General features: G+C 73.3%; 16 protein-coding genes and 1 riboswitch. Of the genes, 15 read left to right on the top strand and 1 reads right to left on the bottom strand.

Annotated elements, in window-relative coordinates; all coding sequences use genetic code 11:
* Positions 1 to 4 precede the first annotated feature (4 nt).
* From hpnE to ACZ4UB_RS36120, 6 genes are all read left to right on the top strand, one after another.
* On the top strand, positions 5 to 1,378 hold the full coding sequence (hpnE, locus tag ACZ4UB_RS36145) for a hydroxysqualene dehydroxylase HpnE (protein WP_468076969.1): 1,374 nt from the start codon (positions 5 to 7) through the stop codon (positions 1,376 to 1,378).
* The gene (locus tag ACZ4UB_RS36140) at positions 1,375 to 2,547 is read left to right on the top strand and encodes a polyprenyl synthetase family protein (RefSeq protein WP_468076967.1); all 1,173 of its coding nucleotides are present in this window, start codon (positions 1,375 to 1,377) and stop codon (positions 2,545 to 2,547) included. The genes hpnE and ACZ4UB_RS36140 overlap by 4 nt, the downstream gene beginning before the upstream one ends.
* A gap of 122 nt (positions 2,548 to 2,669) precedes the next feature.
* Complete coding sequence (gene shc / locus ACZ4UB_RS36135) at positions 2,670 to 4,760, top strand: squalene--hopene cyclase (RefSeq protein WP_468076965.1); 2,091 nt, start codon at positions 2,670 to 2,672, stop codon at positions 4,758 to 4,760.
* Positions 4,757 to 5,425 carry a phosphorylase family protein gene (locus ACZ4UB_RS36130; RefSeq protein ID WP_468076963.1) on the top strand — a complete coding sequence of 223 codons (669 nt, stop codon included), beginning with the start codon at positions 4,757 to 4,759 and terminating at the stop codon, positions 5,423 to 5,425. Before shc ends, ACZ4UB_RS36130 begins: the two co-directional genes overlap by 4 nt.
* 5 nt (positions 5,426 to 5,430) lie before the next feature.
* The gene (gene hpnH / locus ACZ4UB_RS36125) at positions 5,431 to 6,462 is read left to right on the top strand and encodes an adenosyl-hopene transferase HpnH (RefSeq protein ID WP_468076961.1); all 1,032 of its coding nucleotides are present in this window, start codon (positions 5,431 to 5,433) and stop codon (positions 6,460 to 6,462) included.
* The gene (locus tag ACZ4UB_RS36120) at positions 6,459 to 7,865 is read left to right on the top strand and encodes an aspartate aminotransferase family protein (RefSeq protein WP_468076959.1); all 1,407 of its coding nucleotides are present in this window, start codon (positions 6,459 to 6,461) and stop codon (positions 7,863 to 7,865) included. Before hpnH ends, ACZ4UB_RS36120 begins: the two co-directional genes overlap by 4 nt.
* 22 nt (positions 7,866 to 7,887) lie before the next feature.
* Here the strand turns inward: ACZ4UB_RS36120 and ACZ4UB_RS36115 are convergent, their stop codons facing one another.
* Positions 7,888 to 8,712: a tyrosine-protein phosphatase gene (locus ACZ4UB_RS36115; protein ID WP_468076957.1), complete on the bottom strand. Its 825-nt coding sequence runs from the start codon at positions 8,710 to 8,712 to the stop codon at positions 7,888 to 7,890.
* A gap of 319 nt (positions 8,713 to 9,031) precedes the next feature.
* Positions 9,032 to 9,191, top strand: a riboswitch (cyclic di-AMP (ydaO/yuaA leader).
* Positions 9,192 to 9,193: 2 nt separating this feature from the next.
* Between ACZ4UB_RS36115 and ACZ4UB_RS36110 the strand changes: the two genes are divergently transcribed.
* From ACZ4UB_RS36110 to ACZ4UB_RS36070, 9 genes are all read left to right on the top strand, one after another.
* Positions 9,194 to 10,204 (top strand): M23 family metallopeptidase, encoded by a 1,011-nt coding sequence (locus tag ACZ4UB_RS36110; RefSeq protein ID WP_468076955.1) that lies wholly within the window; start codon positions 9,194 to 9,196, stop codon positions 10,202 to 10,204.
* Positions 10,205 to 10,461: 257 nt separating this feature from the next.
* Positions 10,462 to 11,238: an SGNH/GDSL hydrolase family protein gene (locus ACZ4UB_RS36105; RefSeq protein WP_468077009.1), complete on the top strand. Its 777-nt coding sequence runs from the start codon at positions 10,462 to 10,464 to the stop codon at positions 11,236 to 11,238.
* A 171-nt stretch (positions 11,239 to 11,409) separates the two neighbouring features.
* The gene (locus tag ACZ4UB_RS36100) at positions 11,410 to 12,630 is read left to right on the top strand and encodes an MBL fold metallo-hydrolase (RefSeq protein WP_468076953.1); all 1,221 of its coding nucleotides are present in this window, start codon (positions 11,410 to 11,412) and stop codon (positions 12,628 to 12,630) included.
* 267 nt (positions 12,631 to 12,897) lie between these two features.
* Positions 12,898 to 14,661, top strand: coding sequence for a sensor histidine kinase (locus ACZ4UB_RS36095; RefSeq protein ID WP_468076951.1), 1,764 nt, complete (start codon positions 12,898 to 12,900; stop codon positions 14,659 to 14,661).
* Positions 14,662 to 14,728: 67 nt separating this feature from the next.
* On the top strand, positions 14,729 to 15,160 hold the full coding sequence (locus ACZ4UB_RS36090; RefSeq protein ID WP_354380882.1) for a roadblock/LC7 domain-containing protein: 432 nt from the start codon (positions 14,729 to 14,731) through the stop codon (positions 15,158 to 15,160).
* Positions 15,157 to 15,600 (top strand): DUF742 domain-containing protein, encoded by a 444-nt coding sequence (locus ACZ4UB_RS36085; RefSeq protein WP_468076949.1) that lies wholly within the window; start codon positions 15,157 to 15,159, stop codon positions 15,598 to 15,600. Before ACZ4UB_RS36090 ends, ACZ4UB_RS36085 begins: the two co-directional genes overlap by 4 nt.
* Positions 15,578 to 16,210 (top strand): GTP-binding protein, encoded by a 633-nt coding sequence (locus ACZ4UB_RS36080; RefSeq protein ID WP_354380884.1) that lies wholly within the window; start codon positions 15,578 to 15,580, stop codon positions 16,208 to 16,210. The genes ACZ4UB_RS36085 and ACZ4UB_RS36080 overlap by 23 nt, the downstream gene beginning before the upstream one ends.
* Entirely contained in the window at positions 16,207 to 16,758 is a 552-nt protein-coding gene (locus tag ACZ4UB_RS36075) for a GAF domain-containing protein (RefSeq protein WP_468076946.1), read from the top strand. The genes ACZ4UB_RS36080 and ACZ4UB_RS36075 overlap by 4 nt, the downstream gene beginning before the upstream one ends.
* Positions 16,759 to 16,889: 131 nt before the next feature.
* Positions 16,890 to 17,264, top strand: a complete 375-nt coding sequence (locus ACZ4UB_RS36070) for an MmcQ/YjbR family DNA-binding protein (RefSeq protein WP_468076944.1) — start codon at positions 16,890 to 16,892, stop codon at positions 17,262 to 17,264.
* The last annotated feature ends 79 nt before the right edge of the window (positions 17,265 to 17,343 follow it).

Here is a 17,343-nt window from a genome sequence, read left to right as displayed (position 1 = left end):
ATCAATGACCGCGGACCGAGCGGTGGTCATCGGGGGCGGCCTCGCCGGAGTGAGCGCCGCGCTCCAGCTCGCCGACGCCGGCATGCGCGTGACGCTGCTGGAAGGCCGCCCCCGGCTCGGCGGCCTCGCCTTCTCCTTCAAGCGCGGCGACCTCGACGTCGACAACGGCCAGCACGTCTACCTGCGCTGCTGCACCGCCTACCGCTGGTTCCTGGACCGGATCGACGGCGCCGACCTCGCCCCGCTGCAGGACCGGCTCGACGTACCCGTCCTCGACGTCGCGCACCCCGGCGGGCCGCGGCTGGGCCGACTGCGCCGCAGCGCCCTGCCCGTCCCCCTGCACCTCGCCTCCTCGCTGGCCCGTTACCCGCACCTCTCCCTCGCCGAGCGGGCGAGCGTGGGACGGGCGGCCCTCGCGCTGCGCCGCCTCGACCCGGCCGACCCGGCGCTCGACGGGCTGGACTTCGCCACCTGGCTCGGCCGCTACGGACAGTCCCCGCGGGCCATCGAGGCCCTGTGGGACCTCGTCGGCATCGCCACCCTGAACGCCACCGCCGCACAGTCCTCGCTCGGACTGGCCGCCATGGTCTTCAAGACCGGACTGCTCTCCGAGAACGGCGCGGCCGACATCGGCTGGGCCCGGGTACCGCTCGGCGAACTCCACGACACCCTCGCCCGCAAGGCCCTCGACGCGGCCGGCGTCCGCACCGAACTGCGCGCCCGCGTCACCGACATCACCCGCACCCCGGAGGGCGGTTGGAGCGTCGCCACCGAGGACCGCGACATCGACGCGGACACCGTCGTGCTCGCCGTCCCGCAGCGCGAGGCCCACGGGCTGCTGCCCCCCGGCGCCCTGGAGGACCCCGACAAGCTCCTCGACATCGGCACCGCGCCCATCCTCAACGTCCACGTCGTCTACGACCGCAAGGTGCTCAAGCAGCCCTTCTTCGCGGCGCTCGGCTCCCCGGTCCAGTGGGTCTTCGACCGGACCGACAGCTCCGGCCTGGCCGACGGCGGCCAGTACCTGGCCCTGTCCCAGTCCGTCGCCCAGGACGACATCGACGAACCCGTCTCGGTGTTGCGCGCGAAGTACCTGCCCGAACTGGAGCGGCTGCTGCCCGCCGCCCGCGGTGCCAAGGTCCGCGACTTCTTCGTCACCCGGGAGCGGACGGCCACGTTCGCCCCCACGCCCGGTGTCGGCCGGCTGCGACCGGCGGCCCGCACCGACGCGCCCGGGCTGTACCTGGCCGGCGCGTGGACCGCCACCGGCTGGCCCGCCACCATGGAGAGCGCCGTACGCAGCGGACTGAACGCGGCCCACGCCGCGCTCGCCGCCCTCGGCCGCCCCCGCGAACACCCGCTGCAGGAGGCGGCATGACGATCACCAGCACGACCGGTACCGCACGTACAGGAACCAGAGGAGAGCCAGTGAACCCGGGGAACCCGGCTGTCGGGAGCGCCGAGCAGGCCGAGGGCGCAACGAGCGCCGCGGGCGCGGCCCGCGGCGGAGCGGAGCGCACGGACACCGTCGCGCTCCTGGAGCGCGGCCGCGCCCTGTCGACTCCCGTCCTGCGCGCGGCCGTCGAGCGGCTCGCACCGCCCATGGACACCGTCGCCGCCTACCACTTCGGCTGGATCGACGCCCAGGGCAACCCGGCCGACGGCGACGGCGGCAAGGCCGTGCGCCCCGCGCTCGCGCTGCTCTCCGCCGAGGCGGCGGGCGCGGCGGCCGAGGTCGGCGTCCCCGGCGCGGTCGCCGTCGAGCTGGTGCACAACTTCTCCCTGCTGCACGACGACCTGATGGACGGCGACGAGCAGCGCCGCCACCGCGACACCGTGTGGAAGGTGCACGGCCCGGCCCTGGCGATCCTGGTGGGCGACGCGCTCTTCGCGCTCGCCAACGAGCTCCTGCTGGAACTGGGCACGGTCGAGGCCGGCCGCGCCGCGCTCCGACTGACCACCGCCAGCCGCAAGTTGATCGACGGTCAGGCCCAGGACATCTCCTACGAGCACCGCGAGCGCGTCAGCGTCGAGGAGTGCCTGGAGATGGAGGGCAACAAGACCGGCGCGCTGCTCGCCTGCGCGGTCTCCATCGGCGCGGTGCTCGGCGGCGCCGACGACCGCACGGCCGACAAGCTGGAGGAGTACGGCTACCACCTCGGCCTCGCCTTCCAGGCCGTCGACGACCTGCTCGGCATCTGGGGCGACCCCGAGTCCACGGGCAAGCAGACCTGGAGCGACCTGCGCCAGCGCAAGAAGTCCCTGCCCGTGGTCGCCGCGCTCGCCGCGGGCGGCCCGGCCTCCCAGGAGCTCGCCGAACTCCTCGCCGCCGACGCGAAGAGCAACGACTTCGAGAACTTCTCGGAGGAGGAGTTCGCGGCCCGCGCCGCGCTCATCGAGGCCGCGGGCGGGCGCCAGTGGACCGCGGACGAGGCCCGCCGCCAGCACGTGATCGCCGTCAAGGCGCTCGACGACGTGGACATGCCCCAGCAGGTGCGCGACCAGCTCGTCGCCCTCGCCGACTTCGTCGTCGTGCGCAAGAGGTGATCGCCACCCGAACGCGGATATGACGCGCAAGTCGCCGGCCGGAGCCGCTTCCCACGGGTAGCGCGCACCGGCCGACGGCGGACCCCAGCACAGCAGAGGACACTGCCACGTAAGGGGAAGCCATGACAGCGACGACCGACGGCGGTGCCGGGGACTGCGGCACCGACTCGGACAGCGACACCGCACCACCGCCGCGCCCGGAGCGCGGCGCGCCGCCGGGCCGGGGCGCGGGCGCCGGACGCGCCGGGGCGCCGGCCACCGACACGCGCGTCCGGGAGGCCGCGGACCGGGCCACCCGCAACCTGCTGGACCGCCAGGACCCCGAGGGCTGGTGGAAGGGCGACCTGGAGACCAACGTCACCATGGACGCCGAGGACCTGTTCCTGCGGCAGTTCCTCGGCGTCCAGGACGAGGCCACCACCCGGGCGGCCGGGCTGTTCATCCGCGGCGAGCAGGGCCCCGACGGCACCTGGGCCACCTTCCACGGCGGCCCGTCCGACCTGTCCGCGACCATCGAGGCGTACGTCGCCCTGCGCTTCGCCGGCGATGATCCGGGCGAGGCGCACATGGCCCGCGCCTCGGCCTGGATCCGGGCCCACGGCGGGATCGCGTCCGCCCGGGTGTTCACCCGGATCTGGCTCGCCCTGTTCGGCTGGTGGAGCTGGGACCACCTGCCCGAACTCCCGCCCGAGCTGGTGTTCCTGCCCAAGTGGGTGCCGCTCAACATCTACGACTTCGGCTGCTGGGCCCGCCAGACCATCGTGCCGCTCACGATCGTCTCCGCCCAGCGGCCGGTCCGCCCGGCGCCCTTCGCCCTCGACGAACTGCACGCCGACGCGCGGGACCCGTATCCCGCGCGGCAGTTGGCCCGCCTGGCCAGTTGGGACGGCGCCTTCCAGCGCATGGACCGGGCCCTGCACCTCTACCGCCGGTTCGCGCCGCGCCGGTTGCGCAAGGCCGCCATGGACGCGGCCGCCCGCTGGATCATCGAACGCCAGGAGAACGACGGCTGTTGGGGCGGCATCCAACCGCCCGCCGTGTACTCCGTCATCGCGCTGCACCTGCTCGGCTACGACCTGCGCCACCCGGTGATGCGCGCGGGACTGGAGTCCCTCGACCGGTTCGCCGTGTGGCGCGAGGACGGGGCGCGGATGATCGAGGCCTGCCAGTCCCCGGTCTGGGACACCTGCCTCGCCGCGATCGCGCTCGCCGACGCGGGAGTCGCGCCCGATCACCCCGCCCTGGTCAAAGCCGCCGACTGGATGCTCGGCGAGGAGATCGTCCGCAGCGGCGACTGGGCCGTCAAACGCCCCGGACTCGCCCCCGGGGGCTGGGCGTTCGAGTTCCACAACGACAACTACCCCGACATCGACGACACCGCCGAGGTCGTGCTCGCCCTGCGCCGGATCCACCACCCGGACCCCGCGCGGTTGGAGGCGGCCGTGGCCCGCGGGGTGTCCTGGACCCTCGGCATGCAGTCCCGCAACGGGGCCTGGGGCGCCTTCGACGCCGACAACACCAGCGTGCTGCCCAACCGGCTGCCGTTCTGCGACTTCGGCGAGGTCATCGACCCGCCCTCGGCGGACGTCACCGCCCACGTCGTGGAGATGCTCGCCGTCGAGGGCAGGTCGGGAGACCCCCGGACCCGACGCGGCATCGACTGGTTGCTCGCCGAACAGGAGCCCGGTGGGGCCTGGTTCGGCCGCTGGGGCACCAACTACGTCTACGGCACGGGATCGGTGGTCCCCGCGCTCACCGCCGCCGGGACACCGCTCACCCATCCCGCGATCCGGCGCGCGGTGGCCTGGCTGGAGACCGTACAGAACGAGGACGGGGGCTGGGGCGAGGACCAGCGCTCCTACCAGGACCCCTCCTGGGCGGGGCGCGGAGCCTCCACCGCCTCGCAGACCGCGTGGGCCCTGATGGCCCTGCTCGCGGCCGGGGAGCGCGAGACCGCGGCCGTGCGACGCGGGATCGCCTACCTCGTGGAGACCCAGCGGGCCGACGGCTCCTGGGACGAGCCCTACTTCACCGGCACCGGCTTCCCCTGGGACTTCTCCATCAACTACCACCTCTACCGGCAGGTCTTCCCCCTGACCGCACTCGGCCGCTACCTCTACGGCGAACCCTTCGCCGACGGCGCGGCCGCCCGCGCGGGAGGCCGGGCGACCACGGGCCAGGCCCCGGCCGTCGCGGACGGGGAACCCAGATGAGCGCGGCCCGGGCCGACGGACCCGGGGCCGACGCCCCCCTCCTGATCGCCTGCGCCCTGCGCATCGAGGAGTTGGCCCTGCGCAGCGGCCGACACCGCGGCGCGCCCGCCGGGTACGCCGTCCTGCGCAGCGGCATGGGGCCGCGCGCCGCCGAGCGGGCCGTGGCCCGCTCGTTGGAGGCACCCCGGATGCGCGGGGCGGCGGTCCTCGCCACCGGGTTCTGTGCCGGGCTCGTCCCCGGCATGCACCCCGGCGACCTGGTCGTCGCCGAGGAGACCCGGGACCCGCGCGGCGCCGTCGACTGCGTCGCCACCGAGCGCCTCGCCGAGGCGCTCGCCCGGGCGGCACCCGGCCGGACCGTCCACACCGGCCCCCTGATCGGCTCCGACCACGTCGTCCGCGGCCAGGAGCGCGCGCACCTGCGCGCCACCGGCGCCATCGCGGTCGACATGGAATCGGCTGCCACCCTCTGGACCGCCGCCCACACCGGCGACGGCACCGGGCCCCGCCCGGTTGCCGCCGTCCGGGTGATCGTGGACGCTCCGGAGCATGAGCTGGTCCGCATCGGCACCGTACGCGGTGGAATATCGGCTTTCCGTGTATTGCGTGCCGTACTGCCCGCATTTTATGAATGGCACCGTTCTTCGCTGCTCCCCAGGAGGTGAGCCAGATGGCCATGCCGTTGCGACAGTCCATCAGGGTCGGGACGTATCTCATCGAACAGAAGCTCCGCAAGCGTGAGAAGTTCCCGCTGATCGTCGAGCTGGAGCCGCTCTACGCCTGCAACCTGGCCTGCGAAGGGTGCGGGAAGATCCAGCACCCGGCCGGGGTGCTCAAGCAGCGCATGCCCGTGGCCCAGGCGGTCGGCGCCGTACTGGAGTCCGGCGCCCCCATGGTGTCGATCGCGGGCGGCGAGCCCTTGATGCACCCGCAGATCGACGAGATCGTGCGTCAGTTGGTGGCGAAGCGGAAGTACGTCTTCCTCTGCACCAACGCGTTGCTGCTCCGCAAGAAGATGGCGAAGTTCACTCCCTCGCCCTACTTCGCCTTCGCCGTCCACATCGACGGCCTGCGCGAACGGCACGACGAATCCGTCGCGAAGGAAGGGGTCTTCGACGAGGCGGTCGAGGCCATCAAGGAGGCGAAGAAGCGCGGGTTCCGGGTGACCACGAACTCCACCTTCTTCAACACCGACACCCCGCAGACCATCATCGAGGTGCTCAACTACCTCAATGACGACCTCCAGGTCGACGAGATGATGATCTCGCCCGCCTACGCCTACGAAAAGGCCCCCGACCAGGAGCACTTCCTGGGCGTGGAACAGACCCGGGAACTCTTCCGCAAGGCGTTCTCGGGCGGGAACCGGGCCCGCTGGCGGCTGAACCACTCGCCGCTCTTCCTGGACTTCCTGGAGGGGAAGGCCGATTTCCCCTGCACCGCGTGGGCCATTCCCAACTACTCGCTCTTCGGCTGGCAGCGCCCCTGCTATCTGATGAGCGACGGGTACGTGCCGACGTACCGGGAACTGATCGAGGAAACCGACTGGAGCAAGTACGGCCGCGGAAAGGACCCGCGCTGCGCGAATTGCATGGCGCACTGCGGGTACGAACCCACCGCCGTCCTCGCCACCATGGGCTCGCTGAAGGAATCCCTGCGGGCGGCCCGCGAGACGGTGGGGGGCAACCGGGAGAAGCGGCCGTGACGGCGGCCACGGGGGGCCCGGGCAAGGAGTTCGACCTGGGCTCCCTGCTGGCCGAGCGGGGCGGTGAGCGCTACGAACTGCACGCGCGCCACCTCAACCACCAGCTGCCGCGGATGCTCCACACCATCGGCTTCGACAAGGTCTACGAGCGGGCCGAGGGCGCCCACTTCTGGGACGCCGAGGGCAACGACTACCTCGACATGCTGGCGGGCTTCGGCGTGATGGGGCTGGGCCGCCACCACCCGGTCGTCCGGCAGGCGCTGCACGACGTGCTCGACGCGCAGCTCGCCGACCTCACCCGCTTCGACTGCCAGCCGCTGCCCGGGCTGCTGGCGGAGAAGCTGCTGTCGTACAGCCCCCACCTGGACCGGGTCTTCTTCGGCAACAGCGGCACCGAGGCCGTGGAGACGGCGCTCAAGTTCGCGCGCTTCGCCACGGGCCGGCCCAGGATCCTGTACTGCGACCACGCCTTCCACGGGCTCACCACCGGCGCGCTGTCGGTGAACGGGGAGGCGGGCTTCCGGGACGGGTTCGCCCCCCTACTGCCCGATACGAAGATCGCGCTCGGGGATCTGGCGGCCCTGGAGCGCGAGCTGGCGCGCGGTGACGTGGCCGCCTTCGTCGTCGAACCGATCCAGGGCAAGGGGGTCCTCCAGGCCCCGCCCGGCTTCCTGCGCGCCGCGCAGGAGCTGCTGCACCGGCACCAGGCGCTGCTCATCGCGGACGAGGTGCAGACCGGCCTCGGCCGGACCGGGGAGTTCTACGCCTACCAGCACGAGGCGGGGGTGGAGCCGGACCTGGTCTGCGTGGCCAAGGCGCTGTCGGGCGGCTACGTGCCGGTCGGGGCGACCCTGGGCAAGGACTGGATCTTCAAGAAGGTCTACTCGTCCATGGACCGGGTGCTCGTGCACTCGGCCAGCTTCGGTGCCAACGCGCAGGCGATGGCGGCCGGGCTCGCGGTGCTCTCCGTCATGGAGAACGAGTCGGTGGTGGCGAACGCCCGCGCCATGGGCGACCTGCTGCGCGGGCGGCTCGCGGCGATGGTGGACGAGTACGAGCTGCTGCACGAGGTGCGCGGCCGGGGGCTGATGATCGGCATCGAGTTCGGCCGCCCGTCCTCGCTCGGGCTGCGCAGCCGGTGGACCATGCTCCAGGCCGCCCGCAAGGGGCTCTTCGCGCAGATGGTCGTCGTACCGCTGCTCCAGAAGCACCGGATCCTGACCCAGGTCTCCGGCGACCACCTGGAGGTGATCAAGCTGATCCCGCCGCTGATCGTGGACGAGGCGGACGTGGACCGCTTCGTGGGCGCCTTCCGGGAGGTCATGGACGACGCCCACGGCGGGGGCTCCTTGATGTGGGACTTCGGCAGGACCCTGGTCAAGCAGGCCGTCGCGAACCGCTGACGGCCCGGCCGGGCCCGGCCGGTCAGGCGGGTCGGGCCGGTCGATCGAGGTAGTGGTCGCGCAGCCGGTCGAGGGTCTCGGGCGTGAGCCCGAGGCCCTCGGCGAGGTAATGGTCGAGGCTGCCCCAGATCTCCTCCAGGGTGTCGAAGGCCGCGAGCAGGTACTCGGCGCGCGCGTCGAACAGCGGGGCGAGCAGCTCCATCACCTCGGGGGAGCGGGCCTCGGCGGACTCGCTGCTGCGACGCACCTTGTAGCGCCGGTGCGGGGCGTTCGACTCCAGGTAGTCCGCCACGATCGCCTCGCGCTCGACGCCGAGCGCGAGCAGGGTGATGGCGATCGACAGACCGGCCCGGTCCTTCCCGGCCGCGCAGTGCATCAGCACCGGCACCTCGCCCTGGACGAGCGCCTGGACGACCTGGCGGTGCTCCGCGGTGCGGTTCGTGACGATCTCCCGGTAGGAGTTGGCCATCCGCAGCGCGGCCTTGCCCTCGCCGAGGACCTGGCGCAGCTGGTCGAGGTCGCCGTCGCGCACCATCCGCCAGAACTCCGTACCGTCCGCCGGGTCGGAGAGCGGGAGGTTGACGTTGCGGACCCCGGGCAGCTCGACGTCCGGGCCTTCGAGCGCGTGATCCGCGGCGTTGCGGAAGTCGAAGATGGTGTGCAGCCCGAGCGAAGCGAGGAATTCCGTATCGGTTTCGGTGGCATGTGCCAGATGTCCGCTTCGGAAGACCTGTCCCGCTCTGACCCTCCGTCCGTCCGTGGTCGGGAGTCCGCCCACGTCACGGAAGTTGCGCACTCCGGTCAGCTCCGGCTCCGTGGACGGGGCCTGGGGTATCTGCTGGGTCACGGGGACTCCTCCGTATCGTCGCGGCATGTCCGAATTACACTAGTTGAGCGCAACTTGCCATAAGGGACGGGGAGATCGGATCGCCCCCGTGAGCAGGATCATACGGTCACCGTGAGTGTGTGATCACGAAAGTCGAATTGCCTTGTGGGGGCGGCCGTTGTCGTGGCGGATTCGACGGAGGGTGACCGGAATTCCGTCGATCCCTCACCCGGGCCTTTCCCGTGGGGAATTCGCGGCTTGTTCCGGGGGGCCGGACGGAATACCTTCGCGTCGACCCGGATGGACCGCCTAATCCTGCCACCATCCGAAACCGCACCCGACGATCCACACGCCCGGCAGGAGCGGGGGAACCAGGTAAGCCGCCGTCACCGGAATGGATCTTTTCCTCCGGACGGCTCGGGGTGAAGCCGTACGCGTACGGCCGGACATCTCCAGTCCGAACCCGACAGCTCACCTCGCAGGCGACGGAGAGGAATTCGCCATGCCCGCAAAGGGAAAGCACCGCCGCCCGAAGTCCAGCCCGATAGCCCGCGGACTCGTCGTCGCGGGCACCGGGAGCGCGGCGCTCGCGCTGCCGCTGATGGGTGCCACGGGCGCGCACGCCGCGACCGGCTCGACGGCCGCGACCGCTGCGACGGCCGGCCCGGCCACCGCTGTTGAGACCCAGGCGCCCCCGGCTCAGGCGCCGGCCGCCGCGTCGCCGACCTCCTCGGTCTACACCGTGGTCCCGGGCGACTACCTCTCGAAGATCGCCGCGGAGCGGCACCTGAGCGGCGGCTGGCAGCAGGTGTACGCGGACAACCGCGAGGCCGTCGGCTCCGACCCGTCGCTGATCCACCCGGGGCTGAAGCTGACCCTGGGGGCGCGGGCGCAGGAGCAGGCCCCGGCCCCGGCCGAGGAATCCGCTCCGGTCGAGGAATCCGCTCCGGCGGCGGACGCGGGCTCGGATGAGGGCGCGAGTGACGCGGGCGCGAGCGACGAGAGCGCGAGCGACGAGGGTACGGACGACGAGGGGACGAGCGGCAAGCCCGCGCAGGGCACCGGCAGCGGTACGGGCAAGGGCTCCGGTTCGGGCACCGCCTCCGCCTCCGGCTTCGCCGCTCCGGTCTCCGCCTCCATCACCACCCAGTACCGGGTGAGCGGCAGCATGTGGTCCAGCGGTCACCACACCGGTGTCGACTTCGCCGTGGGCACCGGCACCACCGTCCGCGCGGTCGGCGCGGGCACCGTGGTCTCCGCGGGCTGGGGCGGCGCGTACGGCAACGAGGTCGTCATCCGGCACGCGGACGGCCGCTACTCGCAGTACGGCCACCTGTCCCAGCTGTCGGTGTCGGCCGGCCAGAGCGTCGGCGGCGGCCAGAGCATCGGCCTGTCCGGCTCCACGGGCAACGTCACCGGCCCGCACCTGCACTTCGAGATCCGCACGGGCGCCGGCTACGGCACGGACATCGACCCGCTGGCCTACCTCCGCTCGAAGGGCGTGAACGTCTGATCGGCGACAGCCGTTCGGCACGAGGAGGGGCCGGGACCCGAGGGGGGGCCCGGCCCCTCTTTCCCGTACCCGCATGTCCCTGACACGGGTCTCACTTATTCCATACCCACCGGGTGGTATAGATCACGGTCCGTCAAGGGGTGGCTACGGTGGCGTAGGTCACGCCCTGGGGTGAAGGATGTCTTCTCGTGGCAGCGACGACAGCGATGACGACAAAGACGACGGCGAAGACGACGACGAAGACGAAGACGAAGGCAATGAAGACGGCATTCCAGGGCTTCGGCTCGTACGCGGCGATCGGGGACAGCTTCACCGAGGGCGTGGGGGACCCGGGCCCGGGGGAGATCTTCGTGGGCTGGGCCGACCGGCTCGCGGTGCTCCTGGCCGATCAGCGCGACGAGCACGACTTCCGGTACGCCAACCTCGCCGTGCGGGGCAAGCTCCTGGACCAGATCGTGGCGGAGCAGGTGCCGCGGGCCAAGGAGCTGGCGCCCGACCTGGTCACCTTCTGCGCCGGGGGCAACGACATCATCCGGCCCGGGAGCGACCCCGATGACGTGGCGGAGCGGTTCGAGGCGGCCCTGGCCGACCTCGTCGGGTCCGTCGGTCAGGTGATGATCACCACCGGCTTCGACACCCGTGGCGTGCCGGTGCTCAAGCACATCCGCGGCAAGGTGGCGACGTACTCGGCGCACGTGCGGTCCATCGCCGACCGGTACGGATGCCCGGTGCTCGACCTGTGGTCGCTGAAGTCCGTCCAGGACCGGCGGGCGTGGGACGACGACCGGCTGCACCTCTCGCCCGAGGGACACACCCGGGTCGCGCTGCGCGCCGCCCAGGTGCTGGGGCTGGACGTGCCCGCCGACCCGGACCAGCCGTGGCCCCCGCAGCAGCCGCGCGGCTCGGCCGAGGTGACCCGGGACAACATCCAGTGGGCGCGGGAGTACCTCGTGCCGTGGATCGGCCGGCGCCTGCGCGGCGAGTCCTCCGGTGACCACATGGAGGCGAAGCGGCCGGACCTGCTGCCGCTGTAACGGGGCCGGCCGGGGGACAGGAGGCCGACGGGCGGGAAGCGGAATCCTTCGGGGCCGGTGCGCGTTGGCATGGTGGTACTACGTACGACCCGCCCTGCCCACTTCCTCTCTGGAGGCGCCTTGACCGGCTCCGGCCCCGGCTCCCGTCCCTTGCGTCCACGGCTGCGCGCCATGCGGCCCGAAGCCTTCGGCGCGGATCCGTCCGGCGCTCGGCTGGAGCGGATCCTGCGCTCGCCGAACTTCGCCGACGGCGTCTTCCAGAATCCGGTCGGGGCCAGGACCAGGCCCTCCGGCTCGATGCTGGAGTTCGCCAAGATCTACTTCCACAAGGAGCAGCGCGTCCGGCGCAATCCCGGCGCGCCGGTCCCGGTGCATCCGACCACGCTGGCCGACCTGGCGAAGCCGCCGGTCAGCGGCCTGCGGCTGACCTGGATGGGGCACTCCAGCGTCCTCGCGGAGATCGACGGCCGCCGGGTGCTGTTCGACCCGGTGTGGGGCGAGCGGTGCTCTCCCTTCCCCTTCGCCGGGCCCAAGCGACTGCACCCCGTGCCGGTTCCGCTGGCCGCGCTCGGGCCGGTCGACGTCGTGGTCATCTCGCACGACCACTACGACCACCTCGACCTGCCGACGATCAAGGCGCTGGCCCGTACGGACACGGTCTTCGCGGTCCCGCTCGGCGTCGGCGCGCACCTGGAGCACTGGGGCGTCCCGGCCGACCGGCTGCGCGAACTGGACTGGAACGAGACCACCAAGGTCGCCGGCCTGTCGCTGACCGCCACCCCGGCCCGGCACTTCTGCGGGCGCGGCCTGCGCAACCAGCAGTACACGCTGTGGGCGTCCTGGGTCGTCGCGGGCGACGAGCACCGGATCTTCCACAGCGGTGACACGGGCTACTTCCCCGGCTTCAAGGAGATCGGCGCCGAGCACGGCCCCTTCGACGCGACGATGATCCAGATCGGCGCCTACTCGGAGTACTGGCCGGACATCCACATGACCCCGCAAGAGGGCATGACGGCCCACCTCGACCTCCAGGGCGGCGCCCCGCACGGCACGATGCTGCCGATCCACTGGGGCACCTTCAACCTGGCCCCGCACCCGTGGGACGAGCCGGGCGAAGGCACCCTGTCCGCCGCGGGCCGGGCGGGCGCGGCGATCGCGCTGCCGGTGCCGGGCCGACCCTTCGAGCCGGGAGCGCCGGACGCCCCGGCCGAGCCGTGGTGGCGCCCCTTCGTCTCGACCTCGACCCCGACCTCGACTCCGGTCGCCGGCTCCGGGACCGCGCCCGGGACCGCGGCCGGACCGTCCGCCGCCCGCACGGCGCCGCCGGCCGCGGGCCCGACGGCGAACGAGGGCCCGAAGGCCAACGAGGAGCCGGAGGCCGTGGGCAGCTGACGCTGAGCCGCAGGTCGGGCCGGTCCGCGGGCGTCGAGGGCCGGCGGGGCAGGGGGCTCGCGCGGGGCCGGGGGGCGCTGGGGCGGCGCCCGAAGGGGTATTCGGGCTGTCGTGCGAGCGCTCCTTCCGGAGCGGGACGCACCCCGGTGAAGTTCCCCAACTGGCCGCCTGCGGCACGAGGGCGCGGTCTAGCGTGGGTACCCGGTGATCAACACCGGGTCCCGGTACCGCGGGGGCCCGGGCCCCCGTACCGTACCGAGGACGCCGATGTCCGGACTCCGCGCCGCCCGCCCCCGCCACTCCCCGTCGAGACACGCCGTCACCGGTCCGGCCCGGCAGATACGGCCCCAGCTGATCAGGGCAGCCGTACTCCCCACCCTCGCGGCCGGCCTCAGCGGCGCCGCGGCGGTGATCTTCACCCTCCAGCTCGGCGGCGGCGCGGGCGCGCGCGACGCCCGGCTCTGGCCGGTGCTCACCGGGTGCGCCCTGCTGGTCGTCGGCGCGCTCGCCGCCGCCCTGCTCGGCGCCCAGCGCGCGGGGAAGGCCGTACGGGACCGCTGCGAAGCGCTGCGCCGCTCCAGCGTGCGCGGCCGCCAGGAGCTCGGGACGGTCGCGGACCGGCTGGAGCGCGGCGAGACCCCGCCCCGCCCGCCGCGCGCCGGCGCCGCGGGTCCGGCGGTCGCGGGCGGTGGCGCCGGCCACGAACACGTGGACGAGTTCTGGCTGCTCTCGCAGGAGTTGCGCGGCGCCCGCGAGCAGGCGCACGCCACGCTGGTACGGCTGGCCGGGCCCGCCGCGCCCTCCGACAGCGACCAGAAGGTCGAGGTCTTCGTGAACCTCGCGCGCCGCCTCCAGTCGTTGGTGCACCGCGAGATCTCGCTGCTCGACGACCTGGAGGACACGGTCGAGGACCCGGACCTGCTCAAGGAGCTGTTCCACGTCGACCACCTCGCCACCAGGATCCGGCGCCACGCGGAGAACCTCGCGGTGCTCGGCGGCGCCGCGTCCCGGCGGCAGTGGACCCGCCCGATCGACCTCAGCGAGGTGCTGCGGTCCGCGGTGGCGGAGGTCGAGCAGTACACCCGGGTGAAGGTGGTGCCGCCGGCGGGCGGCACGGTGCGCGGGCACGCCGTCGCCGACGTGGTGCACCTGCTGGCCGAGCTCGTCGAGAACGCGACGGTGTTCTCCGCCCCGGACACCGATGTCGTGGTGCGCGCCGAGCGGGTCACCGCCGGGATCGCGGTCGAGGTCGAGGACCGTGGCCTCGGCATGCCGCCCGAGGAGCAGCGCCGGATGAACGCGCTGCTCGGCGACCCCGATCAGATCAACGTCCGGCGGCTGCTGGCGGACGGCCGGATCGGCCTGTTCGTGGTCTCGGCGCTGGCCCGCAGGCACGGGATCGCCGTCGAGTTGAAGTCCAACATCTACGGCGGGGTGCTCGCCGTACTGGTGCTGCCGCAGGAGCTGTTGGGCGCGGAGGCGCCGGGTGCGGCCGATGCGGCGGGGGGCTCGCGGGCCACCTCGTGGGGGACGGGCGGGGCGGGTGGGGCGGCGTACGCGCCTCCGCTGGAGCCCGTACGGACGGCCGGGGTGGTGCCGCTCGCCCTGCCGGTCCCGGTCCCGGTCCCGGTCCCGGTCCCGGTCCCGGATCCGGATCCGGATCCGGATCCGCTCCCCGAGCCCGAGTCCGAGCTGGAGTCGGAGCCCGAGCCGGAGCGCGAGCTGGAGCTGGTGGTCGAGCCGGAGGTCGAGGCGGAGCGGCGGCCCGAACCGGTGCTGATCACCACGGCGTCGGCCCCGGTCGTGGGCATCGGCACCGCCGTGGTGCCCGCGGCCCGGGGCGCGGGCGGCCGCCCGCCGTTGCCCCGGCGCCGGGCCCAGGAGCACCTCGCGCCGCAGCTGCGCGAGGCGCCCGTACCGCGCCGTACGGACCTCCGCGCCGCGGACGGCGAACCACCCCTGCACGATCCGGGCCTGATGGCCGCCTTCCAGCGGGGCTTCGGCCGCGCGCAGGCGGACCACCCGTCATGACGGCCTCGTGAACCACCGCGTCAGCTCTCACGCCCACACCCACGTCCCGCAGCGAGGAGAACCTCCGATGACAGCCGAAGTGGCCACGAAGATCACGCAACTCTCCGATTTGGACTGGCTGTTGAGCGGCCTGGTGCAGCGGGTGCCCTACACCCGCAGCGCCGTGCTGCTCACCTCGGACGGCCTCGTCACCTGTGTGCACGGCCTCGACGCCGACGCCGCCGACCACCTGGCGGCGCTCGCGTCCGGCCTCTACTCGCTCGGCCGCAGCGCCGGATCCCGGTTCGCCGAAGGCGCCGAGGTCCGGCAGGTGGTCGTCGAGCTGGACTCGGCGCTCGTCTTCGTCTCGGCGGCCGGTGCGGGAACGTGCCTGGCGGTCCTCGCCGATCGGGAAGCCGATGCCGGCGTGCTCGGCTACGAGATGGCGATGCTGGTCAAGAGCGTACGTCCCTACCTGGCGGCCCCGCCCCGGCGCCCGGCCGCCGCTCCGGAGCGATGAGGCGGCATGCCACGGGGGCACGCGCGTCGGTTCCGTACCCGGTGGGGGTCGTCCGGGACACGCCTTGGCTCGACGACACCGCGGGCCGGGTGATGCGCCCGTACACCGCGAGCGGCGGCCGGACCCGCCCCGCCGCGACGCTCGACCTGCTGTCCCTGGTGAGCGCCACCGGGGTGCGGCCGTGCGCGCCGCTGGGTCCGGACCACAGCCTCGCGCTGCGGCTCTGCGCCGGCGCGGCGGCCGTCACCGTCGCCGAGGTGGCCGGGCAGCTGCGGCTGCCCGCGGTGGTCACCAAGGTGCTGCTGTCCGACCTCATGGAGCACGGGGCCGTCGCGGCCCGCGCACCCCGCTTCCCGGGCGCCCCCGGGGGCGCGGGCGTCGCCGCCGACGACCAGTCCCTGCTGCGGGCGGTGCTCGATGGCCTACGTCGCCGGCTGTGAGGGGGGCGCCCCGGGCGGGGCGTCCGGGGCGTCCGGAGCGGGCGCGCCGCTGACGCTGAAGATCCTGGTCGCGGGCGGGTTCGGGGCGGGCAAGACCACCTTCGTGGGCGCCGTGAGCGAGATCGAGCCGCTGAGCACGGAGGAACTGCTGAGCGGGCTGAGCGAGGACGCCGATCCGCTGGACGGCGTCGAGGCCAAGACGGCGACCACGGTCGCGCTGGACTTCGGCCGGATCACGCTGGACGCCCAGCGCGTGCTGTACCTCTTCGGCACGCCCGGTCAGGAGCGCTTCTGGTTCCTCTGGGAGGAGCTGTGCGCGGGCGCGCTGGGGGCCGTCGTCCTCGCCGACACCCGGCGGCTCGCCGACTGCTTCGCGGCCGTCGACTTCTTCGAGCGGCGCGGGATCGGTTTCATCGTGGCCGTCAACGAGTTCGACGGCGGCCACCGCTACACGACCGACGAGATCCGCGGGGCGGTGGGCCTCGCGCCGGAGGTGCCCGTCGTGCGGTGCGACGCGCGGCTCACCGGTTCCGGCACGGGGGCGCTGGCCGTCCTCGTCCACCATCTGCTGTCCAGGGCCACGTCTTCTGACTCGGGGGAACCGCCATGACCTACTACGAATCGACCGGACACCTGCTGCTCACCCCGGTGGACCGGGAGGCTCCCGCGCGCGTCCTGCGGCTGCGCGAGCTGGGCCTGGGGGAGCGGGTGGACACGGAGCTGGACGCCTTCGCGCGACGGATCGCGACGACGCTGGGAGCGCCGTACGCGGGGGTCAACTTCATCGGCGAGGAGCGGCAGTTCTTCGCCGGGCTGCACCACGGCGGCGACGCCCCGGCGAGCGGGTACCCGGCCCGGGTGCTCGCCCGCGACCAGGGGTACTGCCCGCACGTGGTGGTGCGGCGGAGGGCGCTCGTCCTGGAGGACGTCCGGGACTTCGCGCGCTTCGCCGGGAACGCCGTGGTCGACGAGAGCGGGGTGCGCTCCTACCTGGGCGCGCCGCTGACCGACCGGCGCGGGGTGGTGCTCGGGACGGTGTGCGCGGTGGACGTGGTGCCGCGCCGCTGGGGGACGGAGGGCCTGGCCACGGTCAAGGCGCTGGCGGCGGAGCTGGTCTCGGTCTTCCACGCGCGGGAGGACGGCCTGCGGGCGGGCTGAGGGGGAGGGGCGGGGCGCGGGTGCGGGGCGGTTGTCGGTGGCGGGGTCTACCGTCGAACGCGAGGGTCCGGCACCGGACCCGGCACCGCATCCGACCCCGTTTCGGCCTCGGCCGGAGAGGAGCCGTGGGGATGGCCACGACCCTGACCGCGCAGGACGTCCGCACGATCGCGCTGGCGCTCCCCAACAGCACCGAGAAGCCGGCGTGGGGCATGCCGACCTTCCGGGTGGGCGGCAAGATGTTCGCCGCCCTCGCGGAGGACGACGCCTCCGTCGGGGTGAAGTGCCCGAAGGAGGAGCGCGCCGAGCTGATCGCCGCCGAGCCCGCCAAGTTCTTCATGCGGGCGGGTCACGACGACAACTACGCCTGGCTGCGGGTCCGTCTGGCGGCGTTGGACGGGGCCGCCGAGCTGCGCGCCATCCTGGTCGACTCCTGGCTCCAGGCGGCCCCCGAGCGCCTGGTCCGCGCCCACCCTGAGCTGGGCGGCGCCGGCCGGGAGCCCTAGGTCCTGTCGTCAAAGTGCCGTCGTCGGCCGCGGCGGGAGGAGAACTGCTGGGAAGGGACGAGGGGGTGTTGTTTTGAGG

Source organism: Streptomyces sp. NPDC028419, assembly GCF_055565515.1.
Note: the sequence above shows the minus strand (reverse complement) of the source record. Positions and strands in the feature narration are given on the sequence as shown.

Coding starts and splice junctions, on each gene's coding strand:
- hpnE (WP_468076969.1), top strand. CDS start 5: ATGACCGCGGACCGAGCGGTGGTCATCGGGGGCGGCCTCGCCGGAGTG.
- ACZ4UB_RS36140 (WP_468076967.1), top strand. CDS start 1,375: ATGACGATCACCAGCACGACCGGTACCGCACGTACAGGAACCAGAGGA.
- shc (WP_468076965.1), top strand. CDS start 2,670: ATGACAGCGACGACCGACGGCGGTGCCGGGGACTGCGGCACCGACTCG.
- ACZ4UB_RS36130 (WP_468076963.1), top strand. CDS start 4,757: ATGAGCGCGGCCCGGGCCGACGGACCCGGGGCCGACGCCCCCCTCCTG.
- hpnH (WP_468076961.1), top strand. CDS start 5,431: ATGGCCATGCCGTTGCGACAGTCCATCAGGGTCGGGACGTATCTCATC.
- ACZ4UB_RS36110 (WP_468076955.1), top strand. CDS start 9,194: ATGCCCGCAAAGGGAAAGCACCGCCGCCCGAAGTCCAGCCCGATAGCC.
- ACZ4UB_RS36105 (WP_468077009.1), top strand. CDS start 10,462: ATGAAGACGGCATTCCAGGGCTTCGGCTCGTACGCGGCGATCGGGGAC.
- ACZ4UB_RS36100 (WP_468076953.1), top strand. CDS start 11,410: ATGCGGCCCGAAGCCTTCGGCGCGGATCCGTCCGGCGCTCGGCTGGAG.
- ACZ4UB_RS36095 (WP_468076951.1), top strand. CDS start 12,898: ATGTCCGGACTCCGCGCCGCCCGCCCCCGCCACTCCCCGTCGAGACAC.
- ACZ4UB_RS36090 (WP_354380882.1), top strand. CDS start 14,729: ATGACAGCCGAAGTGGCCACGAAGATCACGCAACTCTCCGATTTGGAC.
- ACZ4UB_RS36085 (WP_468076949.1), top strand. CDS start 15,157: ATGAGGCGGCATGCCACGGGGGCACGCGCGTCGGTTCCGTACCCGGTG.
- ACZ4UB_RS36080 (WP_354380884.1), top strand. CDS start 15,578: ATGGCCTACGTCGCCGGCTGTGAGGGGGGCGCCCCGGGCGGGGCGTCC.
- ACZ4UB_RS36075 (WP_468076946.1), top strand. CDS start 16,207: ATGACCTACTACGAATCGACCGGACACCTGCTGCTCACCCCGGTGGAC.
- ACZ4UB_RS36070 (WP_468076944.1), top strand. CDS start 16,890: ATGGCCACGACCCTGACCGCGCAGGACGTCCGCACGATCGCGCTGGCG.